This is a genomic window from Streptomyces sp. NPDC058221, from assembly GCF_042882365.1.
In the GTDB taxonomy this organism is placed as follows: Bacteria; Actinomycetota; Actinomycetes; order Streptomycetales; family Streptomycetaceae; genus Streptomyces.
Genome location: NZ_JBHVWF010000028.1, coordinates 30,564 through 50,814, shown reverse-complemented (window position 1 = coordinate 50,814; position 20,251 = coordinate 30,564). Strand labels below are relative to the sequence as shown.

At 70.6% G+C, this 20,251-nt stretch carries 15 protein-coding genes; 4 read left to right on the top strand and 11 right to left on the bottom strand.

Annotation, left to right across the window (positions count from 1 at the left end; translation table 11 throughout):
* Positions 1 to 26 precede the first annotated feature (26 nt).
* From ACFVW8_RS12425 to ACFVW8_RS12410, 4 genes are all read right to left on the bottom strand, one after another.
* Positions 27 to 536: a hypothetical protein gene (locus ACFVW8_RS12425; protein ID WP_389688951.1), complete on the bottom strand. Its 510-nt coding sequence runs from the start codon at positions 534 to 536 to the stop codon at positions 27 to 29.
* 26 nt (positions 537 to 562) lie between these two features.
* Positions 563 to 2,362, bottom strand: a complete 1,800-nt coding sequence (locus ACFVW8_RS12420; protein ID WP_389688877.1) for an alpha/beta hydrolase — start codon at positions 2,360 to 2,362, stop codon at positions 563 to 565.
* A complete protein-coding gene (locus ACFVW8_RS12415; RefSeq protein WP_389688875.1) occupies positions 2,359 to 2,622 on the bottom strand; it encodes a hypothetical protein in 264 nt (87 codons plus the stop codon). The genes ACFVW8_RS12420 and ACFVW8_RS12415 overlap by 4 nt, the downstream gene beginning before the upstream one ends.
* Before the next feature lie 383 nt (positions 2,623 to 3,005).
* Positions 3,006 to 4,697, bottom strand: coding sequence for a hypothetical protein (locus ACFVW8_RS12410; RefSeq protein ID WP_389688873.1), 1,692 nt, complete (start codon positions 4,695 to 4,697; stop codon positions 3,006 to 3,008).
* A 404-nt stretch (positions 4,698 to 5,101) separates the two neighbouring features.
* Here ACFVW8_RS12410 and ACFVW8_RS12405 point away from each other — a divergent pair, with 404 nt between their 5' ends.
* The gene (locus ACFVW8_RS12405; RefSeq protein ID WP_389688871.1) at positions 5,102 to 6,289 is read left to right on the top strand and encodes a low temperature requirement protein A; all 1,188 of its coding nucleotides are present in this window, start codon (positions 5,102 to 5,104) and stop codon (positions 6,287 to 6,289) included.
* Between the two features lie 38 nt (positions 6,290 to 6,327).
* Positions 6,328 to 6,864 carry a kinase gene (locus ACFVW8_RS12400; protein WP_389688949.1) on the top strand — a complete coding sequence of 179 codons (537 nt, stop codon included), beginning with the start codon at positions 6,328 to 6,330 and terminating at the stop codon, positions 6,862 to 6,864.
* 25 nt (positions 6,865 to 6,889) lie between these two features.
* On the opposite strand, the gene ACFVW8_RS12395 is transcribed toward ACFVW8_RS12400, so the two are convergent.
* The 5 genes from ACFVW8_RS12395 to ACFVW8_RS12375 all read right to left on the bottom strand — a co-directional run bounded on the left by ACFVW8_RS12395 (position 6,890) and on the right by ACFVW8_RS12375 (position 14,145).
* The gene (locus tag ACFVW8_RS12395; RefSeq protein WP_389688869.1) at positions 6,890 to 8,074 is read right to left on the bottom strand and encodes a hypothetical protein; all 1,185 of its coding nucleotides are present in this window, start codon (positions 8,072 to 8,074) and stop codon (positions 6,890 to 6,892) included.
* Positions 8,075 to 8,318: 244 nt separating this feature from the next.
* On the bottom strand, positions 8,319 to 9,326 hold the full coding sequence (locus ACFVW8_RS12390; RefSeq protein WP_389688867.1) for a YdcF family protein: 1,008 nt from the start codon (positions 9,324 to 9,326) through the stop codon (positions 8,319 to 8,321).
* A 91-nt stretch (positions 9,327 to 9,417) separates the two neighbouring features.
* A complete protein-coding gene (locus ACFVW8_RS12385) occupies positions 9,418 to 9,870 on the bottom strand; it encodes a hypothetical protein (protein ID WP_389688865.1) in 453 nt (150 codons plus the stop codon).
* A gap of 346 nt (positions 9,871 to 10,216) precedes the next feature.
* Positions 10,217 to 10,717 (bottom strand): hypothetical protein, encoded by a 501-nt coding sequence (locus ACFVW8_RS12380; RefSeq protein ID WP_389688863.1) that lies wholly within the window; start codon positions 10,715 to 10,717, stop codon positions 10,217 to 10,219.
* A 260-nt stretch (positions 10,718 to 10,977) separates the two neighbouring features.
* A complete protein-coding gene (locus ACFVW8_RS12375; RefSeq protein WP_389688861.1) occupies positions 10,978 to 14,145 on the bottom strand; it encodes a glycoside hydrolase family 2 TIM barrel-domain containing protein in 3,168 nt (1,055 codons plus the stop codon).
* 309 nt (positions 14,146 to 14,454) lie between these two features.
* On the opposite strand from ACFVW8_RS12375, the gene ACFVW8_RS12370 reads away from it, so the two are divergent.
* Together ACFVW8_RS12370 and ACFVW8_RS12365 are read left to right on the top strand one after the other, a co-directional pair.
* Complete coding sequence (locus ACFVW8_RS12370) at positions 14,455 to 14,613, top strand: hypothetical protein (RefSeq protein WP_389688859.1); 159 nt, start codon at positions 14,455 to 14,457, stop codon at positions 14,611 to 14,613.
* Positions 14,614 to 14,675: 62 nt separating this feature from the next.
* The gene (locus ACFVW8_RS12365; RefSeq protein WP_389688857.1) at positions 14,676 to 15,224 is read left to right on the top strand and encodes a hypothetical protein; all 549 of its coding nucleotides are present in this window, start codon (positions 14,676 to 14,678) and stop codon (positions 15,222 to 15,224) included.
* Positions 15,225 to 15,279: 55 nt separating this feature from the next.
* On the opposite strand, the gene ACFVW8_RS12360 is transcribed toward ACFVW8_RS12365, so the two are convergent.
* Both ACFVW8_RS12360 and ACFVW8_RS12355 read right to left on the bottom strand, forming a co-directional pair.
* On the bottom strand, positions 15,280 to 17,559 hold the full coding sequence (locus ACFVW8_RS12360) for a protein kinase (RefSeq protein ID WP_389688855.1): 2,280 nt from the start codon (positions 17,557 to 17,559) through the stop codon (positions 15,280 to 15,282).
* Positions 17,556 to 19,994, bottom strand: coding sequence for a PQQ-binding-like beta-propeller repeat protein (locus tag ACFVW8_RS12355; protein WP_389688853.1), 2,439 nt, complete (start codon positions 19,992 to 19,994; stop codon positions 17,556 to 17,558). The genes ACFVW8_RS12360 and ACFVW8_RS12355 overlap by 4 nt, the downstream gene beginning before the upstream one ends.
* Positions 19,995 to 20,251 lie beyond the last annotated feature (257 nt).

Sequence of the window (20,251 nt, the reverse complement as noted above, 5' to 3'; positions counted from 1 at the left end):
GAGTCATCGGGGTCACTGACCGCCCATCAGGACGCTCCGGCGGACCAGAAGTCGTCGTGGACGTTGGGGCGGGGCAGCGGGTAGGTGCCCTCGTAGGACGGTCCATTGGGCGGCGTCGTCGACTCGGCCACCTCGGACTCTTCCACGCATGGGCTGTCCACTTCGAAGAAGGCTTGGCCTCCTCCGAAGATCAGACTCACGCCGAACCCACCTCCCGTCTGAGCGTAGATCGCAGGCGAGTAGCGGTCATTGTTAACCCCCTTAATTCTGTAGCCATGCTTGCGCCACTCTCGTTCCACCAAACCCAAGAAGCTTCCGCGACGTTCGTCTGACACAATGGTCATCACTGACCGTCGGCGCGTTACATCATAGGCCCCCGCGGTCGTCGGACCATGGGCCCATTGAACGACAGGCTTAATTTTCGTTAACGTCGCATCCAAAATTTCATCTGCTCGCTCTGCAGCGGCTTGCATATCCAAGTCCGTCCTCTTCCCATCATGAATGCAACTGGATAGCGATGCGCACAAAGTGAGCATCAGCACGCACACCGAAAGACGAAAATTCACCGATACTCCTCAGCTTTCAGTCTCTGCGATTGCCCAGCTGCAACTAGAGCGATGCTGTTAGCCGATGAGTTGTCGCGATCCGGGTCGAAGTACTGAGAATGCGCATCGATGGAGAGCCCCTGACTGCCAATAAGCCGTGGCCCTTCATCCACAGGGAAGCGCCTCGCCCCAAATGCGCTGCTTGCCGGGTCTTTACCGAACCAGAGATCGTCATCCCCCTGGTCAGCTGCGTCACCGAGAACGTGGGCACCGAAAGGCCCGGCAACGGCCCACCCAACGGCACCCGCGACACTCTGCTGTTTCGATGGGAGTTTGGTCACGACATCATTCTCTGCTGCACCCACGAAAACATGCCCCTTGCCCACCCCGAGATCCTCTGCACGGTCAACCCCCACACCTGGACTTCCGACTAACACGATGTCATCGACACCCGGAATCCCCTCCCCCTGCTGCGTAGCAGCGCCAACAGTGCGCGATCCGTACGAGTGGCCAATCGCTGTCATGTGAGGATGCTCGTTTTCATTCGTGGCCGAAATGCCACTCATGAAACCGTTAAAAGCCCCTCCGCCCTTCACCGCTCGTTCGTCTCCCATCACATCCAGACTATCCAGGCCGTCCAGCGACTGAGGTGCGTCGTAACCGAGCCAGACAATCGCGGCGCTCGAAGGGTCGTGCATCTGGGTCCCGATGGCGGTATCCCTAGCTCGCTTGAGGTCACCCTTAGCGAAATCCTCGTCCAACGACGTATTCAACCCCGGCACGTAAGCCGAAACATTTCGCGCCGTATCCGGATTCCCGTACGAAACGATCGCTCTCCCGTTCCCCTCGTCCCCGATGCCGAGCAGAAACATCGGGGGTTGTCCGCCCGCCCGCAACTGCCGGTCGATCTCTCGCAGCCCCTCCAACTGCGTCTCCGCCTTCGCATCGTCCCGGCCCTCCAGCTTGCCGATCAGCAGCTGGAGGTTGTCTCGGTTCGCCGCGTCGCGGACCAGGGACGGGATGCCGTCCAGGTTGCCGATCAGGTCCGGGTACACCGCGAGGTACTCCTCGCGCTGTTCGTCCGTCAGGGCGGCCCACCACGCGCGGCGTGTCGCCGGGTTCGCGTCGAGGGGGACGGCCGCCTTCAGGTAGCCGCGTGCCGCGTCCCGTACCGCTGCCGCGTCCCCCGCCGCGTCCGTCCACGTCCGGTCCGGGACCTTCAGGCCCTCCTCGGCCTTCAGCTTTCGCAGGATGCCGGCGAACTGCCAGTCGACCTCGGCGGCCGTGCGCACCGCTTGCGTCACGCGGTCCGCGATGTCCTGCGCCTTCGCTGCGTGCGGGTTCGGGGCCACCAGGCCCGACGGGGGCAGCAGCCCCGGCGCCGCCCCCACCGAGGCCGTACCGCCCGGCAGTGGCTTCCCGTCGACCAGGCCCTCCCCCGCCTCCGGGTACGTCACCGAGCCGTCCGCGTGCACGGTGAAGCGCAGGGCCTCCGCGTCGTCCAGCGCGTCGCGCAACGCGCGCTGCTGGACCTTCATCTCGTGGGCGAGGCTGTTCAGCGTCGTGCGGAGGAGGCCGCACTCCGTGTACACGTACTGCAGGTTCCGGCCCAGCTGCCGCAGCCTGCCCACCGCCGCGTCCGCCGCCTCGCCGTGCTGGGTCTCGCGCAAGCCGTTCAGCAGCTGCTTCTCGATCCGGTCCCGGCCCGCGTCCGCGCGGTTGCTCGCCTTGCCCCAGCCGTCGGCGGCGCCCTCCAGCTCGGCGCAGCGCAGATCCCGTAACTGGGCCCAGGTCAGGGTGGAGGGGGACGGGCTCACCGCTCGACTCCTCGCGTGCGCCTCGCCACCGGTCCGAAGGAGGACTTCACATCCTCATTGGTCCTGCCCTGGGCGCCGGCGACGGATCGCAGGCTCCCGGCCAAGGAGCCGCACTCCCGGCGCGCGCACTCGAACCGCCGCTCCCAGGACTCCCGTACCGCCCCCAGCTCCGCGAGCGCGGTCAGCCCGGCCGTGCCCGCGAGCACGCCCTCGTGCGCCGTAGCCAGCTCCTCCTTCACGGGGGCGAGGTGCACGCCCATCCCCTCCGCGCCCCCTGCCGCCCGCAGCCACGCGCCGCCGCTGTGCCGGAGCTGGTCCCCGCCAGCCCCGCCAGCCCCGCCAGCCCCGCCAGCCCCGCCAGACGTACCAACCCCACCAGACGTACCAACCCCACCAGGCCCGTCACCCACCCCGCCTGCCAGGTCGCTCAGCCTCTGCCGCCCCCCGGGCTGCCCGACAACGGCCACACCGCTCACCCCGTTCCTTGATCGTGGAGCGGCACTGTGCCAAACCCGGCACCTGCGACACGCCGCGTCAACCGACGCCGGGGAGCAGGCAGCCCCCTGCTCCCCGGGCCTCCCAACGCGCCGCCGTCGCGCACGCATCACCCGAACGGTGGACGGGGCACCGCGCCTTGCGGGTTCTACGGGCCGGGCGTTCTCGGATCCTCCGTGCCGAGCCGGTGCAGGGCGGCCGCTGCGCGGTCCTCGGGTGGGGTGCCGTCCTCCGGGATGTACCGGATGGACTGCCGCCGGAAGCCGTCCTCGTGGCCGTGGCTCAGGGCGAGCGCCGTACGGTCGGGGTCCTGGAAGTCGGTTCCGACCCAGTCCAGTTCCACGTCCCAGCGGGCGAGCAGTTCCGGCCGGTCACGCAGACCGGCGGCGATCAGCCGGGCGACCCTGCGGGCCGGCCATGTCCACGAGTGGTCGTTCTCGGCGCGGGCGATCTCGGCGTCGTACGCGGCGGCATCGAAGCGGTACACGGGGATCTCGCGGGTGTGCAGCGGGGACGGCGGCGGGGCCGGACACCGCCAGTCGGACCAGACCACCTCGTCGCCGTCCCGGCGGATCGTGACGTGCAGCGCACCGCAGCAGCCCTCGGTGCAGTACGCCTCCGCGAGCTGCACCTCCCGGGGCTCGTCCGTCGCCCGCAGCCTGCCGCTGTCCAGCAACCGCTCCGGGGAGTGTCCGGACCCCCGCCCGAAGAACTCGGGCACCAGAGGGCGGCCGTCGACCAGGAAGCGGACCTCCACGGTGCTCGCCTCCACGGGGTCGCCCACCACGGTCTCAACCCGCAACCGTCCCGCCGACTCCAACTCTGGCTCCCCCTCCGATCCCGATCCCGATCCCGATCCCGCCGACTCCGACTCCGACTCCGACCCCCGCGCCGGATTCTCGGGCGCGCTGAACGGCTGCCGTGCCGCGCGCCGGGCCCAGTCCAGCCGTCTCCGTTCAGCAGCTCCAAGAGCCTCGCCGGCCTCGGCGTGCAGGACAGCGCGGTACTCCGGCCCGCTCAGCACCGCGTCCAGTGCCTCCAGCAACCCCTCGCGCACCCCCGGCCCCCACGCATGCAGCCGGCTCGGACCGCTGTGCAGGTCGAGGGCCAGGGAGAGCAGGATCCCGTAATGATCGAGCGTGGCCGACAGCCCTGCCGCGCGCGCCACGACCGCCTCGTACGTGGGGACGGCCCCCGGGAAGGAGAGGATCTCGGCCCGGCCGTCGCACCGGCTCGTCATCTGGAACAGCAGCCACCCGGTCACGGCCGCCAGCCCGGGAGCCCCGGGCCCGTCGGCCGAGAGGAGAGCGGCGGGGCCGGCCGCCTCCGCGATCCGCCGCGCCGTCTCCGGCCCCACGGCCGGTGCGGCCCGGGGGGCCTTGAGCAGCCACCACCGGACGGCGGCGGCATCCCCCGCCACGAGAGCCTCGACCAGACCGCGCAGTGCGGGCGCCTCTGCATGATGGCCGAGCCACACCAGGGCACCGGCCGTCCGGTCGATCGCGTCGAGGGCGCGCACGGCGGGGCCGACCAGATCGCGCAGCTGCCCGAGGATCCTGAGGTACGGCACGTCCTGCGGCTCACCGACCCGGACGAGCAGGGAGAGTCCGACGCAGACCGCCTCGGGGGTCGATCCCGCACGGGTGAGTGACCGCGCGAGGGCGCGGGCCCGCTGCTCATCATCGAGGACCAACTCGCCGACGAGTCGGTGGATATGCGGTACGCGGATCGGTGGAGTGAGTTCGGAGAGCTGACGCTGGAGCTGCTCGGCCGCCCGTGCCGCGTCGGGGGCAAGGAGCAGAGGGACCAGGAGTTCGGTGAAGACGGCCCTGGTCGTCACCCAGCTTCGGCTGCCCTCACGTCTCCGCTCAAAAGGACGGGGAGGACCGGGAGGACAGGGCAGCGCGTAACCCAGCCTGGGCAACTGCCCGTCGGGCTCCGCCCGGTGAAGGCTCAGAGCGAAGGAGTACAGCGAGGGCCGGGGAGTGAGCGCGCCGCGCTCTTCCTGGGCGTTCAACGGGCGGGGCGGTTCTCGATTCCGCAAGTCATGGTCATGCGGTGGAGTCTGGCAGGCCGGACGACGGCACTCCACCCGATTACTGCGGCGCTCCACGCGATTCCTACGACGCTCCACCCGGTTTCGGCAACTACTGCTGCACCCACCCGATTTTCGGCAACGCCGATGCCGCGCCCAGGCGAGCCCCCGCCGCTCCCCGCCGCTCCCGGGCGGAAGAATGCGGGCCCATGAGCCATTCACAGCCCGCCCCCCACAGCGCTTGGCATCGCCCGATGGTCGCCCGCCTCGCCGACGAGAAGCACCGCACCGCGACCATGCTGGAACTCTTCTTCGACCTCTGCTTCGTCACCGCCGTGGCGCAGGCGGCGACCGCGTTCGAGCACGAACTCGCCGAGGGCCGCATCGGCCACGGGGTGCTCGGCTACGCGATGGTGTTCTTCGCGATCTGGTGGGCGTGGATGAACTTCACCTGGTTCGCCTCCGCGTACGACACCGACGACGTGCCGTACCGGCTGCTCACCCTCGTGCAGATCACCGGCGCGCTCGTGCTGGCCGCCGGTGCGGCCGAGGCCCTTCAGCACGAGGACTTCACGGTCATCACCTGGGGCTACGTCATCATGCGGCTCGCCATGGTCGCCCAGTGGCTGCGCGCGGCCCGCTCCGATCCCGAGCGGCGCCGGACCTGCCTGCGCTACGTCGTGGGGATCCTCGTGGTGCAGATCGGCTGGGTCGTACGGCTTGCCCTGCCCGACGACACCGGGCTCGCGACGTTCGCGGTGCTCGTCGTCGCCGAGATCGCCGTCCCGGTCTGGGCGGAGAGGGCGGCCGTCACCACCTGGCACCCGCACCACATCGCCGAACGGTACGGCCTGTTCACGCTGATCGTGCTCGGCGAGTCGATCACCGCCGCCACCGGTGCCGTACGCGCGTCCCTCGACACCCACGCGGCGCTGGGCGACCTCGCCGCCCTCGTCGTCGGGGGCATCCTGACCGTCTTCTCCCTGTGGTGGCTGTACTTCACGCAGAACGCCCCCCGACGGCTCACGACCCTCCGCGTCGCGCTCCTCTGGGGCTACGGGCACTACTTCGTCTTCGCCTCCGCCGCTGCCGTCGGCGCCGGTCTCGCACTCAACGTCGCGCACACCGCCGGCCACGGCCACCTTTCCGACCATGCGGCGGCAGCGGCCTACACGGTTCCGGTCGCGGTCTTCATCACGCTCGTGTGGCTGCTGCACCACCGACCCGACACCTGGGGCGGCGCGGCGGACATCGTGCACCCGGTCGCGGTGCTCGCCGTGCTCGCCGCCACGTTCGCACCCTCCCCCGTCCTCGTCACGGGCATCGTCACGGCGCTCCTGATCGCCGCCAAACTGGCCCTGGCCGCGCGCGGTGCCGCGAGGGAGCCGGTCCTCTGAACGCGGCCCAGGACTTCCCCGGCCCCGGTGCGGCGGGCCTGAGCACCGGCACCGCCGGGACCCGGCTCGTCCTCCTGCGGGGCAACTCCGCCTCGGGCAAGTCGAGCGTCGCCGCAGGCATCCGGGAACGGTTCGGCCGCGGCCTGGCGATCGTCGGCCAGGACAACCTGCGGCGGAACGTTCTGCGCGAACGCGACCGCCCCGGCGCCGCGAACATCGGCCTGATCGACGCCGTCACCCGTTACTCGCTCGACGCCGGGTACCACGTGGTCCTCGAAGGCATCCTGTACGCCGACCACTACGGCCCGATGCTCCAGCGGCTGTGCGCGGACCACCGCGGCCGCACCCACTGCTACTACCTGGACGTCGACTTCGAGGAAACGCTCCGTCGGCACGCGACGAAGCCCCAGGTGAGTGAGTACGGGGAGACGGCGCTTCGCTCCTGGTACCGCTCGCGTGACCTGCTTCCCGGCGTCGCGGAGTCGGTGATCGGCGCCAACAGCAGTCTGACCGACACGACGGACCGCATCATGGCGGAGACCGGTCTGGCCGGCCTCCCTCCGCTCGAACGCTGACCCACGCCCGCAAAGGGGCCCGGCTTCAGCGCGTGCTCCGGGCCGCCGCCTGCCCCGGCAGTACGATCCCCTGCGCCTGCGCGGCCTTCCCCGGGCGCAGGGTCCACGGCACCGGCGAGGTGTCGGTCAGCCATCCCTCGGCGAGCGCGCGCCCGACGACGAGCCCGCGCACCGTCCGCGACAGCTTCTTCCAGCTCAGGCCCCGGCAGAGCTGGCCGTAGGACGGGCCGTGGCCGTGTTCCGCGCGGAAGGCCACGGTGAACGCGGCGGCCTCCCGCCCGCAGTCTGGATGCGCGTCCCGCCACTTGTCGTAGGCGTCGAACGCCGACCGGGGGGCGGGAACGGCGGCCGGTGAGAACATGAACGCCTTCGCGACCTGTCCGAACGGGAGTCGGCACAACGGGCACTGCTCCACCGCCTCCACATGCCGCAGCAGCGCCGGGGTGACGCCCGACTTCCACTCCGCCCACCGCTCCGGGGTGACCTCCTCCGGCTCCGCCTCGGCCACCGCCTCGCGCGCCGCCCGTCGCTCCTCCTCCAGCCGCGCGAGGGCCGCGAGCTCCTCGGGGGTGCGGAATCTGCCGGCGAGGTGGCACACCGCCGGGCCGAGCCGGTAGGAGTCGCCGGACAGTTCGGCGAGGAATCCCTTGCCGAGGAGCTCGGGCAGCGCGGCGCGGCAGGCGGCGGGCAGCTGCGGGGGGATCTCCCCGACGAACTCCGAGGAACTGTGCGCGGCCAGGAACAGCCCGGCGAGCCGGGTGGCCGGCCCGGTCTTCTTCACCGGCTTGGCCATCCGCGTACGCATGGCCCATCCGGACACCCGCGACCGTGTCCCCTTGCCCAGCGGCATCGTGTGACCGGGCCCGGGTGTCATACCGGGCACGACGATCCCGACCGGCTTGTCCTGGTCCCCGCCGATCAGATCCCCCGGCACCTGCCACCCGGCGGCGGTCAGCTCCGCGAGGGCCCGCTCCGGATCATCCAGCCGCAGCGACCGCAGATCGGTGCCGGTGAGATTGCCGATGCCGCTCCGCGCGGCCCGGATGGCCACGACCACCGCGAGAAGCTGCGCATCGACGGAGGCGACAGGGAGCGCGGCCACGTACGAGAGAAGCTCCCGCGCGCCTTCCCCCTGGCGTGGCGTCAGGAGGAACGGGGGCACCGAAGGCGGCGAGGCGACAGCCTCGGCCGAGATGTCAGATGTGGGCACATCACATCTAACGGTGATCAGACCACGGAAGTCACGCGTGATGTGAGACACGCTGCCTGCCGCTGGGGTTCCGGGCCCGGGCCAACCGTTCCCCCGGGAGGGCGACGACGAGTTCAGCAGCCGCTGGAGGTCCCGTACGAGGGCCAACGCATCGGCATCCGTTCCGGCCAGGTGATCAAAGATCCGCGTGGCCGGCCGCGCCTGCCGCGCCGTGGCCCGCAGCATGTGCTGGGCGAACACTTCCTCACCTCATGGCTACGACCGTAGCCAGCGCGGTGAGCAGGAGGCACAGCGCGAGGTTGACATATCGGTGTTCCCAGAACACGGCGACGAATTCGCGGATGGTGGCACTCGGCCAGAAGTACGCGGCGGTGGGCGAGCCGATCACCTGGCCACGGACGTTCTCCTGACGTGCGGCCATCGCCGCGCGGAAAGCATGGAAGTTGTTGGTTACCACCACGCACCGGTAGTCGGGGTCGATGTCGTGCATCAGGGTGCGACTGAAGCGAAGGTTCTGCGTGGTAGTGCGGGATACGGGTTCCTGCAGGACCTGTGAGGGCTTCGCACCGTGGTCGAGGAGCCACTGGGCCATGGCGGCGGCCTCGGGCAGCTTCTCGTCGGCCCCCTGCCCGCCGGAGGTCAGCAGGACAGGAGCTGGACCGCCGCGCGCGGTTTGTTCGTCGTGAATACGCAGGCCGACGCGCAGGCGGGAGGCCAGCAGCGGGGGCACGCGTTCACCACCGATGAGCCCGGACCCCAAAATGAGGACGAAATCCACCTCACTGCGCACCCGGACCCGCCCGTAGAGCCAGGCGTAAGCGAGAAAACACAGGAAAAGGAAAGCGACGTAGCCGGTAAGCAGAGCGAGGGCCAGAATGAAAGCCTGGTAACCGTTCGAATCCGCGAGGTAGTCGGCACTCGCAGTCAGAGCAAGGACAGCGAACAACGCCAATCCTGACAGCCCGGAGAGGAGATTGGCCGGGCGGCGTCCCTCCTTGCGGATCATTGTCAGCCCGTTGACAACGAGGAAGCCACCCAGCACGACGACTGCCACGACGGGGACGAGAAAGACCAGAGAGTACAGCGTCATGGCCAACCCGTGCGGGAGCCGGTCGATCCGGGTGAGGAGAGCAATGGACAGACTGAGCCCGGTGAGACCCAGCAGCACGGCATTACGGAACTGGCGCCGGTCCTGGCGCACTCCCAGACAGAGGAGCGTCAGAAACCCGAACGCTGGCGCGAAAGCGAACACATGAACCTCACGGTGCGCGGGCCGCTGCAGAGCACGCCCAGAGCGGACACGGACATGACGACGAAGCGAACTGCCGCGGTGACGGGCACCTTCACCTGTTGTTCTGGCTGTTGTCCTTCACCCAGTCCTCATTGGTCTGCCAGGCGTACAAGGTGTGGCCGTCAAGGGCGAGATAGTAGGTGCCGCACCGGCTGTGCGCCTTGGTGGCGACGCCGGAGGGAAACCAGGAAGCCTTGATCTCCGGGGCCGGAGCCTCACTTCTGTTCAGTGCCGTGCACGAACCCGGGAGGCGCCCGCCCGGCAAGGTGGCTTTGAGGAGCCGCTGACCTCCCGTGGTGCGCATGGCGTACTCCACAGCCGAGGCATCATCGGGCAGCCACCGCGGTACCGACGGACGGTCGTCCTTCGCCTTGGATCCGGTGGCATACGAGGAGGTCTGCTCGTGCCGGCCCTCGTACCACTGCTGGGCCTCCGGCACTGCCACAGCCGCCCCCACACCCAGGACTGCCACCGCGCTCACCGCACCGATCACCACACCACGCATTACGTGCTCCTCTATGCACTCGAAGACGACTTACCTCTATCTTCGAGCCCATTTCTAGCCTGTTTATCAGCCTATATGGCGGATTAGCGTAGTTCTCAGGTCTTACATCCCCTGACACGACCCCTGGACAGGTGTGACCGCGACTGACCTGATCCGCGATGGTGACGGGCATGACCACAACGGTTGTGCCCGGCCACCGTCCTCCGAGCGTCACGGTCGGCCTGTGAGGCCTCGCCCGTCGCCCGGACGGGTCCCCGTCAGCGAACCGACGGGGGCTCATGAACGATCCAGGTGGGGTCAGCCCCCCGACAGTTCAGGCCGGGGGCTCACTCATGTCACTGCACCGTCATCGAGAACGCCTCATCCGCATAGCCGCGTAGAAGCCCGAGCCTCCGATGAGCACGGCACCAGCAGCAATGTACGCAGGTTCGGACTGCCCCCCGTGAGCGCCGCCCACACCGGCGTCAACGCCCTTCATCTGGCTCTTGGAGACGGTGACCGTGAGCTTGGCGTTGGCCTTCTGGCCGCTCGCACACACGACATCGACGTCATACACCCCGGAAGCCGTTCCGGAAGGCACGGTGAATTCGCCCTGAAGGGCCGCGGTATCAGCGGCAGGCCCCAGCTTGAAACTCACACTGGTGCGGGGGGAGGCATTGGTGGCGCCCTCGGCAGAAGCGTCATCACCACACGCACGGGTAGCAGCCCACACGGAATCGCCGGGCTTGGCGGACGACGGGGTCAGCTCGATACCCCTGTCGATATCGTCAGCCGAAGCGACAAAGGGCGCCATGGACAGTGCGGACACCGTCAGACCTGCTATTGCAACGATCCGCGCGAAGCGCATGAGTCCTCCACGAGTCGGCGGGCCAGGAAAGCCCGCGCTTCCCGCCAATCAACAGGAACAGCGTCCTCCACGCATGTCCTGTACACCCAAGCGTGACTGCCACCGTCGCTCCATCCGAGTAGCCCAGCGCTTTGTGTGCCGAATAGCCGACTACGGCACTTGGCGTTCCGGCGTCATCAGCACACAAAGAGGTTCGCCGGCCACCACCATGGCCGGCGAACCGGGGCCAGGACCTGGACGCCCCTCCCTGCGAGCCCCCGCTACGCGGACCGCAGCCGGTACGCGTACGTGTACGTGCGTCCCGCGTGCAGCAGGTACGCGTCGAGGGGCGGGGCTCCCCAGGAGTCGTTGCCGCCGACGCCCGTCTGGCGATGGTTGACGCCCAGGATCGTCTCGTCCCGCCGCTTCAGCTCGTAGGGGTGCTTGGGCCCCTCCAGGTCGAACGGCGTGCAGTGCAGGACGCTCGTCTCCAGCATGGGTTCGCCCTCGCCGGGGTCGGCCCGCACCAGCAGTCCGGTGCCCGACCGCTCTGTCACCGACAGGGTGCGTACGTCGGTCATGTTGCCGGTCTGTTCGGGGCGGACGTAGGGCGCGATCTGCTGGTCGACGGTCGAGCGGTAGCGGCCCACGAACGCGCCGGTGTGCCGGTCCCAGTAGTTCTCCTGCGGACCGCGCCCGTACCAGTCGATCTGCTCGTAGCCCTTCGGCATCGTCAACAGGACGCCCACCAAAGGCAGGTCGGGCAGTCCGTCGGGCGCGTCCAGGGTGTGCCGGATCCGGATCTCGCCGTCCCCGCGCACCGTGAACACCGTGGTCCAGGTGGATGCCGTGGGGGCGGTGGGCAGGGTGCACTCCACCTCGACGGTGACCACTCCGGCGGCCGGCTGGCCGGTCCTGACGGAGGTGACCTGGCGGTCGGTGCCGGCGTCCCGCCAGGTCCGCAGGGAGTCCTGGGCGCCGCGGCCGATGTCGTTGTCGGTGGGCCCGCGCCAGAAGTTCGGCACCGGGCCGCCCGCCAGCAGCAGCCGGCCCTTGACCCGGTACGACGCCAGCGTCCCGGTGGACTTGTCCAGGACCACTTCCACGTCGCGCCCGCTGATCTGCACCCGCGCGTCGGTCTCGTCGAGCGTGAGAGCGGGCAGCGTGTCCGGGGCCGGGTCGGCGGGGGCCGGGGTGTGCCAGTCGAGCGCGAGCTGTTCGCCGGCCACGGTGTGGCCGGCATCGGCCCAACTGGCTTTCGACTTCAGCACGAAGGACACGTTCAGCCAGTACTCGGCGCCCGGCTCGGGCGTCCCCGGCTTCCGGAAGGGGATGCGTACGGTGCCCTCGTCGCCGGGCGCCACATCCGGCGTCGCGAGCCTGCCGTGCTGCACGCTCCGGCCGTCACAGCTCACCTCCCAGCGCAGCTCGTACGCGTCCAGGCCGCTGAACAGGTGCTTGTTCCGCACCGTCACCGTCCCGGCGGCGAGATCCGCGGCACCGACCGCGACCGGCTGGTAGACCTTCTTGAGCTCCAGCAGGCCCGGGTGCGGTGTGCGGTCCGACGCGACCAGGCCGTTGCAGCAGAAGTTGGCGTCGGTCGGATACCCGTCGTGCCAGTCCCCGCCGTACGAGAGATACGTGTGCTTGGCGTCGCCCGGTACCGGCAGCCGGATCGCCTGGTCCACCCAGTCCCACACGAACGCGCCGTGCAGATTCGGGTAGCGGTCGAAGATGTCCCAGTACTCCTTGAGGTTGCCGCTGCTGTTGCCCATGGCGTGCGCGTACTCACAGAGCATGAAGGGCGTGTCCTTGCCCGACTTGCCGTACGCCTCCACGTCCGCGGGCTTGGTATACATCTCGCTGTGCAGGTCGGCGACCTCGTTCATGCCCTCGTAGTGCACCGGCCTGGAAGCGTCCCGGTCGTGCACCCAGTCGGCCATGGCCTGGAAGTTGGATCCGCCGCCGGCCTCGTTGCCCAGCGACCAGACGACGATGCTCGGGTGGTTCTTGTCCCGCTCGACCATGGAGCGCAGCCGGTCGAGGCAGGCGTCGGTCCACTCCGGCAGGGAGGCCGGCACGGTGTCGCGCACCCCGTGGGTCTCCAGGTTCGTCTCGTCGACGACGTACAGGCCGTACTCGTCGCACAGCTCCAGCCAGCGCGGGTTGTTCGGGTAGTGCGAGGTGCGCACGGCGTTGATGTTGTGCTGCTTCATCAGCCGGATGTCCTGCAGCATCCGCGGTTCGCGGATCGCCTGGCCGTGGTCCGGGTCGGACTCGTGGCGGTTGGTCCCACGGAACATGACCGGTTTGCCGTTGACGGTGAACTTGCCCGGCCCGTAGTCGACCTGCCGGAATCCGGTCCGGGTCCGCTGGACGTCGACCGTCCGCCCCGAGCCGTCGGTCAGGGTGACGACCAGGGTGTAGAGGTTCGGGTCCTCGGCCGACCACAGCGCGGGCGCGGAGACGTCCGCCTTCAGCGTCACCTCGGCGTCCCCGTCGCCCGGCCAGTCGACGTCTCCGGTGAGGGGACGGCCGACCCGGCGCCCCCGGCCGTCGTACAGCACCGCCTCGACGCGGTGGCCGCCGGCGTCGCCGTCGCCCCGGTTGCGTACCGTCGCGGTGACCGTGAGGACCGCGTCCCGGTACGCGTCGTCCAGCGCCGTCCGCACGAACAGGTCCTGCACATGGACCGGTTCGATCGCGTACACATAGACGTCACGGAAGATCCCGGACAGGTCGATCATGTCCTGGTCCTCCAGCCAACTGCCGTCGGACCAGCGGTAGACCTCGACGGCCAGGGTGTTGTCGCCCGGCCGCACGTGATCGGTGATGTCGAATTCGGCCGGGGTGTAGCTGTCCTCGCTGTAGCCGACCCGCTTGCCGTTCACCCAGAGGAAGAACGCCGACTTCACGCCCTGGAAGGAGATCAGGGCGCGCCGGCCCGACCAGTCGCGCGGCACGGTGAACGTCCGGCGGTAGGAGCCCACCGGGTTGAAGTCGTGCGGGACGGCCGGCGGTTCGGGTTCCTCGTAACCGACCCACGGGTAGCGGATGTTGAGGTAGATCGGCTCGGGGTAGCCCTCGATCTCCCAGTTCGACGGTACGGGGATGCGGTCCCAGCCGCCGTCGTCGTAGCCGGGCGCCTCGAAGCCGACCGGCCGGGCGTCCGGGTTCCTGGACCACTTGAAGCGCCAGCTCCCGTTCAGGGAACGGAAGTACGGCGACTTCTCCATGTCACCGCGCAGCGCGGCTGAGCTGCTTGCGTACGGCACGAGCCGGGCCCGCGCCGCCTCCCTGCCGACCTGGAACACTCTCGGCTGCCCGTCCCACTCGGGGATGGGGGCGTCCGCGGCGAAAGCCTGTCTCTGTGCGGAGAAGACGGCCCAGCCCGCGAGGGCTGCACCGGTCGAAAGGACGGAACGACGGCTCGGACGGTATGCGCTCATGAAGCGACTCCGAACGGAAGACAACAAGAACCATCACCATTAGACGGAATCGCTCAACACGCAAGACTCCGCGCGGGATCGCCGCCACGTCACGGCCGAGGTCACCCCTCGGGCAGGGGCCCTCACCACCGCAGAGTGCGGCCCGGTACCGCCGGATGTGGCCGGAAGTGTGCGCCGGCCCGTCAGCAGAGTCGTTGCGGCATGCCGTTACGCGACTGCGTGCGTTCAGTCCGTGTTCTCCCGGCAGGAACCTCCCGCTGAGACCATCAGGAGTATCGGACGCGGCCGGTACCGGCGGGAGGGGCTGCCATGGCGTCGATGCCCGGCTGGGCGCTCGCGGTGCTCATCCCCTGCGGGTCGCTCGCCCTGTGCCTGGGCGTGTTCCTGATCTGGGCCCGGCTGGGGACGAAGGAGCCCTTGGAGCACGACAATCCGATGCCGGAGACGCACTTCCGGGAGGAAGGCTGAGGCTCACGCGCGCACCGGGTCCACAGAGCCGGTCACGTCTGCTCGGCACCGCTCTGCCCGCTGTGGCGGCGGTGTCCGTGTACGGCTGGGCCCACTGGTGCTTCGCGGGCCCGGCGGCACCGCCCGCCGGCCTCGCGGTGGCGGGCGGCGCCCTGCTGGTGGCCGGAACGAGCGCGGCGTACTTCGCCCTGGTGAGTGGAAGCCGCGGCCTCTTCGGGGCCCTCTTCCTGGCCGCCGGGCTGCTGGCCTGCGCGGCCGTCGCCGACCGTGCGACCGCACGCGGAGAGGTCGCCACCTGTGCCGTGCGCGACGTCCGCACCGAGCACCTGGCGTCCTACGGCGAGGGCGGGCCGCCCGGGGCGACCGTGTACCGCCTCGCCCTGCGCTGCCCCGGCGGCTACCCCACCCTCCTCAAGGCCAACCGGGCCCTCGCGCCCGTGGGCGGGACGGTGCGCGTCGCATACGACCGTGAGCACCGGGTGTCCCCGGCCCCGGAGGGCGGGACATCGCCGTGGAGGCCGGCGCTGTGGGCCGCTACCCTGCTCGCCGCCGGCACCGCTCTCGCCCGGGGAGGGCACACACCGGACGGGCCTGGGCCACCCGATGCGTGAGGGGAAGGCGAGCAGGCCGCCACGTTCCGGGGATTCAGGTCCTGGACAAGGGGACTCAGCTCCGGGAGAACTCGAACGCCAGGACCGTGCTGGCACTCGACATCCACACCCGGTTGCCGCTGGACACCGCCGTCCAGGGCCGCACCAGCGGGTCGTTCTCGTAGTGGCGGTACCAGAGCTTCCTGCCGTCGGCCGTCGCGTATCCGTACAGGCCGGGGTCGCTGCCGCCGCTGACGCCGAGCACCACGGTGCCGGAGCCGGCCCAGAGCACCTGGTGGAGGCCCTTGCCGAGGTCGGGCGTCTGCCAGCGTCTCCCGCCGTCGCGCAGACCGTGGGCCGCCAACGGGCCGTTGCCGGCGGTGGGATCCGTGCCGACGGGGGCGGCCGCGGTGGTGAAGAGGGTCTGGCCGATGGGCGTCAGCTGCTGCTTCGTCGCCGCCTCCACACGGGCGGGCCACAGGGACGTGCCGCTGTCCGCGTCCAGGCCCGCGACGGACCCCTTCGCCAGGCTCAGATCGGTGACCACCGTCCGGCCGTCCGGGCTGATCAGCACCGAGGCGGCCAGGGACTCGTTCTGGATGCCGTCGCCGGGGTCGAGCCCGCTGTCGGTCCTCCACCGTTCGTCGCCGTCACTCAGCCGCAGGCCGACCAGCTCGGCGGTGTCGTGCCGCAGGGCGACGGCAAGGCGCGTGCCCGGGTCCCCGCCGATACCGAACACCTCGGAGTCGTAGTCCCAGAGCTTCTTCCCGGAGTGCGCGTCGAGTGCGTACACCGTGCGCCGCCCGTCCGCGCCGGACTGCTTCCGGGCCACGCACAGCAGGGTCCGGCCGCGCGGGTACACCGCGGTGAGCGCGGCCTCCCGGTCCCAGCGGCGCGTGCCCCCGCTGTCCACCGCGTACAGCCTGCCGGTCGCGTTCGACGTGACGTACGCCCACCCGTCGTCACCCGCCCGCACGGTCAGGTCGGTGAACTCCGGCTGGGGATTGCCCGGCGGAGCGAAGCTCCAGCGCTTCCTGCCGGTGACGAGGTCCCTGGCGTACACCGCGCCGTCCAGCTCGACGACGTACGCGGTGCGCCCGTCCGTCGCGGAGGGGGTGGACGCGTACGCCTTGCGCTGCCACAAGGGGGTGAGCTTCGCGGGGTCCAGTGCCGCCGCCCCCGCCGCGTTCTTGCCGTTGACCAGCAGCCGGCCGCGCGCCGCCGTCCACACGCCGGAGAAGCCGTCGGGGAGCCGGGCCTCGTGCAGCAGCCGGGCGCGGGGCGCCTTCCCTGCGGACCGCTCGCGGCGGATCAGATACGCGCCGCCCCCGAGCGCCGCCGCGGCGGCCGCGCCGCCCGACACCGTGAGCACCCGCCGCCGGCTCCACCGGGCCGCCCACGCGTCGTCCAGCGCCGCCCGGTCCGCCTCCTGGCGCCGCCGCACCTCCCGCTCCACCGGATCCGGCAGCCAGCCCGCGTCCGGAAGTACGGGCGCGCCGAACAGCGCCGCCAGCTGGGACACCTTCGGCCGGTTCCACGGGTCCTTGTCCAGGCACCGTGCCAGCGCCTCCCGCAGTTCCTCCGGCACGGCCGTCAGGTCCGGCGCCTCGTGCACGGTCCGGTACAGGAGGATGTGCAGACCGCTCGCCCCGAACGCACCGCGCCCGGTGGCCGCGAACACCAGGGTGGCGCCGAGCGAGAAGACGTCCGCCGCCGACGTACAGGTCCGCCCGGAGATCTGTTCCGGCGGCATGTACCCGGCGGTGCCGACGAGTTGGCCGGTTCCGGTCAGTCCGGCCCCTTCGACCGCCCGCGTGATACCGAAGTCGATGACCCGGGGCCCGTCCGCGGTCAGCAGGATGTTGGACGGCTTCAGATCGCGGTGCACAAGACCCGCGGCGTGAATGGCGGCCAGCGCCTCGGCGAGACCGGCGGCCAGGTCCCGTACCGTCCGCTCCGGCATCGGCCCGTACGCGGTGACCGCGTCGGTCAGGGACGGCGCGGGCAGGTAGGCGGTGGCCAGCCAGGGCTGCGCGGCCTCGGTGTCGGCGGCCAGCACCGGGGCGGTGAAGGCGCCGCTGACCTTGAGGGCGGCCTCCGCCTCGGCACGGAACCGGTCCCGGAAGTGCGGGTCCTGGGCGTAGCTCTCCCGCACCACCTTCACCGCCACCGCCCGCCCGCCCCGGGTGGCGGCGAGATACACCCGCCCCATGCCCCCGGAGCCGAGCAGCCGGACCACCCGGTACGGGCCGATGGCCGCCGGAAGCGGCGCCGACGACGGCGGTACGGGAGACGGTTCGGACGGGAGTGCCCCGGAGGGCGGGACGGCGGCCGGCCCGGACGACGGGACGGTCATGCCTCGGCGGCCCGGTACGCCCGCAGCCGCCCGTCGCCCATGATGAAGACCGTACGGTCCTGCACCGTCAGGCTCCAGAACGCCATTCCCGTGGGCACACCGGCATCGGTGCCGGACGACGAGGGAGCGGGGGTCGCCGCGGCCGACGAGCCCCCGGAGCCCGTCTTCTCCTGGAGCGACCACAACTGCTTGCCGTCCGAGGTGCGCAGGACCATGCAGCCGCCCGTACCGCCGTTCATGTCCATCCCGTCCGACGTCATCACGGCCGTGCTGAACAGCGCCGCGGTGACGTGTTCGGACGCGGACACGATCCGGCTTCCGTAGACGCCCAGCGGAATCGGGCTGCGGGTCTGCCACCGCTTCTTCCCGGTCTTCAGGTCGATGGCGTAGACGCTGTTGAGATCGCTGGTGATCACCAGTCCTCCCGCCACGGCCGGGGTGGAGCCGGCGGTCATGGCGAACGACCAGCGGCGGCGGCCGCTCTTCGCGTCGTAGGCGGTCAGTCCGCCCTTGACGTTCACGGTGATCAGCAGCCCCCCGGCCGCCGTCAGGGCGGAGGTGAGCTGCCCGCCCCCGGCCTGCATGTACGGGGGGAGGTGGCTGTCCGGGTCGGCGGGCACATCGACGGACCACCTGTTCTTGCCGTCGTCGGCGTTCAGGGCGTGCACGGTCAGCCCCTTGCCGGTGTCCTCGCAGTAGTAGAAGCCGTGTTCGTCCGCGGCGTACCGGGCCCCGTTGAAGGAGTTGTCCCGCATGGGCTGCTGCCAGCGGGCGGTACGGCCGGCCAGGTCGACGGCGCCGACGGAGCTCGGCATCCCGGTGCTCGGGGTGGCTCCGGGGGTGGGGAGACCGCTCGGGACCCGGGAGAAGAGGCAGTAGGCGGTTTGGCCATGACTGGCCATCAGGTTGATCGGGAGGTGCTCCTTGTCCGTCTTCGTCGTGGAGCTCTTGCGCCCGGTGGCGGGATCCACGCTGGACATGAGGTATTCCAGCTTGAAGGAGGCGGAGTTCATGCCGTAGTTGGTGAGGAGGAGCCCGTCCCCCACCCGCCCCAGGATGGTCGCGCCGACTCCGAACCTGTCCTTGCTGCCCGCCGGCACACCGTAGGACACCCCGCGCTTCCAGCGGACCTTGCCGGTCGAGGCGTCGAGGGCCGCCGTTGCGATACGGCTCTCGTTCATCACCAGGGTCGAGCCGAAGGCGTCGAGCACGGGCATCGTGGTGGAGGCGGGCGCGGGCCAGGTCCACAAGGGCTTCGGCGGATCGGTGAGCTTCACCGACGGCACCGCCTGTCCGACCGGTTTGCGGCTCGCGCCGTTCTTCCCGGCCACGGTGCTTTCACCGTCACCGTCCCCGTCGCCCCACACCGCGACGGCCCCGCCGCCCACCACCAGCACCCCGAGGGCGGACAGCCCGCCGATGAGCGCCCGTCGCCGGCTGATGCGCGGCCCGGCCCCCGGCCCTCCGGGCAGCGTCCCCGGCGGCGGCGGGACCACCGCCATCAGCTCCGCCTCCCTGGCCCGTGCCGCCAGGTCCTCCCGCAGAGCGGGCAGCAACAGCGCCTCCGGGTCGGCGGGGGCCAGCCCGGTAAGGATCTCCTCCAGCGTGGGCCGCCGCGACGGCGTCTTGTCCAGGCAGGCGAGCAGGAGCGGGCGCAGCGCGGACGGGACCCCGTTCAGATCGGGCTCCTCCGTCACGATCCGGTGCAGCGCCCCCTCGTCCCCAGGACCGAACGGCCCCTCCCCGCAGGCCGCGTACACGAGGAGCGCGGCCAGCGTGAAGATGTCGCTCTCCGGCCCGGCGTCGTGGAACGACACGACCTGCTCCGGCGCCATGAATGCCGGGGACCCGATCACGGTGCCGGTGCCCGTCAGCCGGGTCTCGCCTAGGGCCTTCGTGATCCCGAAGTCGATCACCCGGGGCCCGTCGGCGGCGAGCAGCACGTTGCCGGGCTTCAGATCGCGGTGCACGAGCCCTGCGGCGTGCACGAGTTGGAGCGCCTCGGCGAGGGCGGTCCCGAGGCCCCGCAGCGCCGGCTCCTGGAATGTCCCGCAGATCCGGATCGCCTGGTCGAGGGTCGGCCCGGCGATGTAGGCGGTGGCCACCCAGGGGCGGTGGCCGTCCGTGTCGGCGTCGATGACGGACGCGGTGTAGAGGCCGCTGACCCGGCGGGCCGCCGCCACCTCCCGGCGGAAGCGGCTGCGGAAGGCCGGATCGTCCGCGTACTCCTCGCGCACCTGCTTGACCGCGACCAGCCGTCCCGAGACGGTCCGGCACAGGGACACCACGCCCATCCCGCCGCCACCGAGCCCGCGCATCACCACGTACGGCCCGATGGTGGCGGGTAACACGGTGGTCGCCTGCTCCGAAGCCGGCACCGCCGCCGCAGCATCCCGCAACGGTTCCGCTCCTGCGCCGGGCTCCTGTGCTGCCATGCTTCCCCCAAGTGTCGGGTGCGGGTGTCGGGTTCGATATCGGTGCGGGGTTCGGGTGCCGGATTCTGGTGCGGGTCTCGAGTGGCGGATTCGGGTGCGGGTCTCGAGTGCGGGATCCGGGTGCGGGATGCGGGTGCGGGATGCGAGTGTCGGATGCGCTCCTGCGACAGGAGGGACGCCGTGGCCCTCACGCACGGTTCCGAGGCCCGGACGCTCCGTACGCCCCGGCTGCCGGCAGCCGCCGAGGTCCGGACCCA

Bases quoted from the DNA above. Each gene is read 5' to 3' on its own strand.
- ACFVW8_RS12425 (WP_389688951.1), bottom strand. From the start codon at position 536: ATGCTCACTTTGTGCGCATCGCTATCCAGTTGCATTCATGATGGGAAG.
- ACFVW8_RS12415 (WP_389688875.1), bottom strand. From the start codon at position 2,622: ATGGGCGTGCACCTCGCCCCCGTGAAGGAGGAGCTGGCTACGGCGCAC.
- ACFVW8_RS12405 (WP_389688871.1), top strand. From the start codon at position 5,102: ATGAGCCATTCACAGCCCGCCCCCCACAGCGCTTGGCATCGCCCGATG.
- ACFVW8_RS12385 (WP_389688865.1), bottom strand. From the start codon at position 9,870: ATGCGTGGTGTGGTGATCGGTGCGGTGAGCGCGGTGGCAGTCCTGGGT.
- ACFVW8_RS12380 (WP_389688863.1), bottom strand. From the start codon at position 10,717: ATGCGCTTCGCGCGGATCGTTGCAATAGCAGGTCTGACGGTGTCCGCA.
- ACFVW8_RS12375 (WP_389688861.1), bottom strand. From the start codon at position 14,145: ATGAGCGCATACCGTCCGAGCCGTCGTTCCGTCCTTTCGACCGGTGCA.
- ACFVW8_RS12370 (WP_389688859.1), top strand. From the start codon at position 14,455: ATGGCGTCGATGCCCGGCTGGGCGCTCGCGGTGCTCATCCCCTGCGGG.
- ACFVW8_RS12360 (WP_389688855.1), bottom strand. From the start codon at position 17,559: ATGACCGTCCCGTCGTCCGGGCCGGCCGCCGTCCCGCCCTCCGGGGCA.
- ACFVW8_RS12355 (WP_389688853.1), bottom strand. From the start codon at position 19,994: ATGGCAGCACAGGAGCCCGGCGCAGGAGCGGAACCGTTGCGGGATGCT.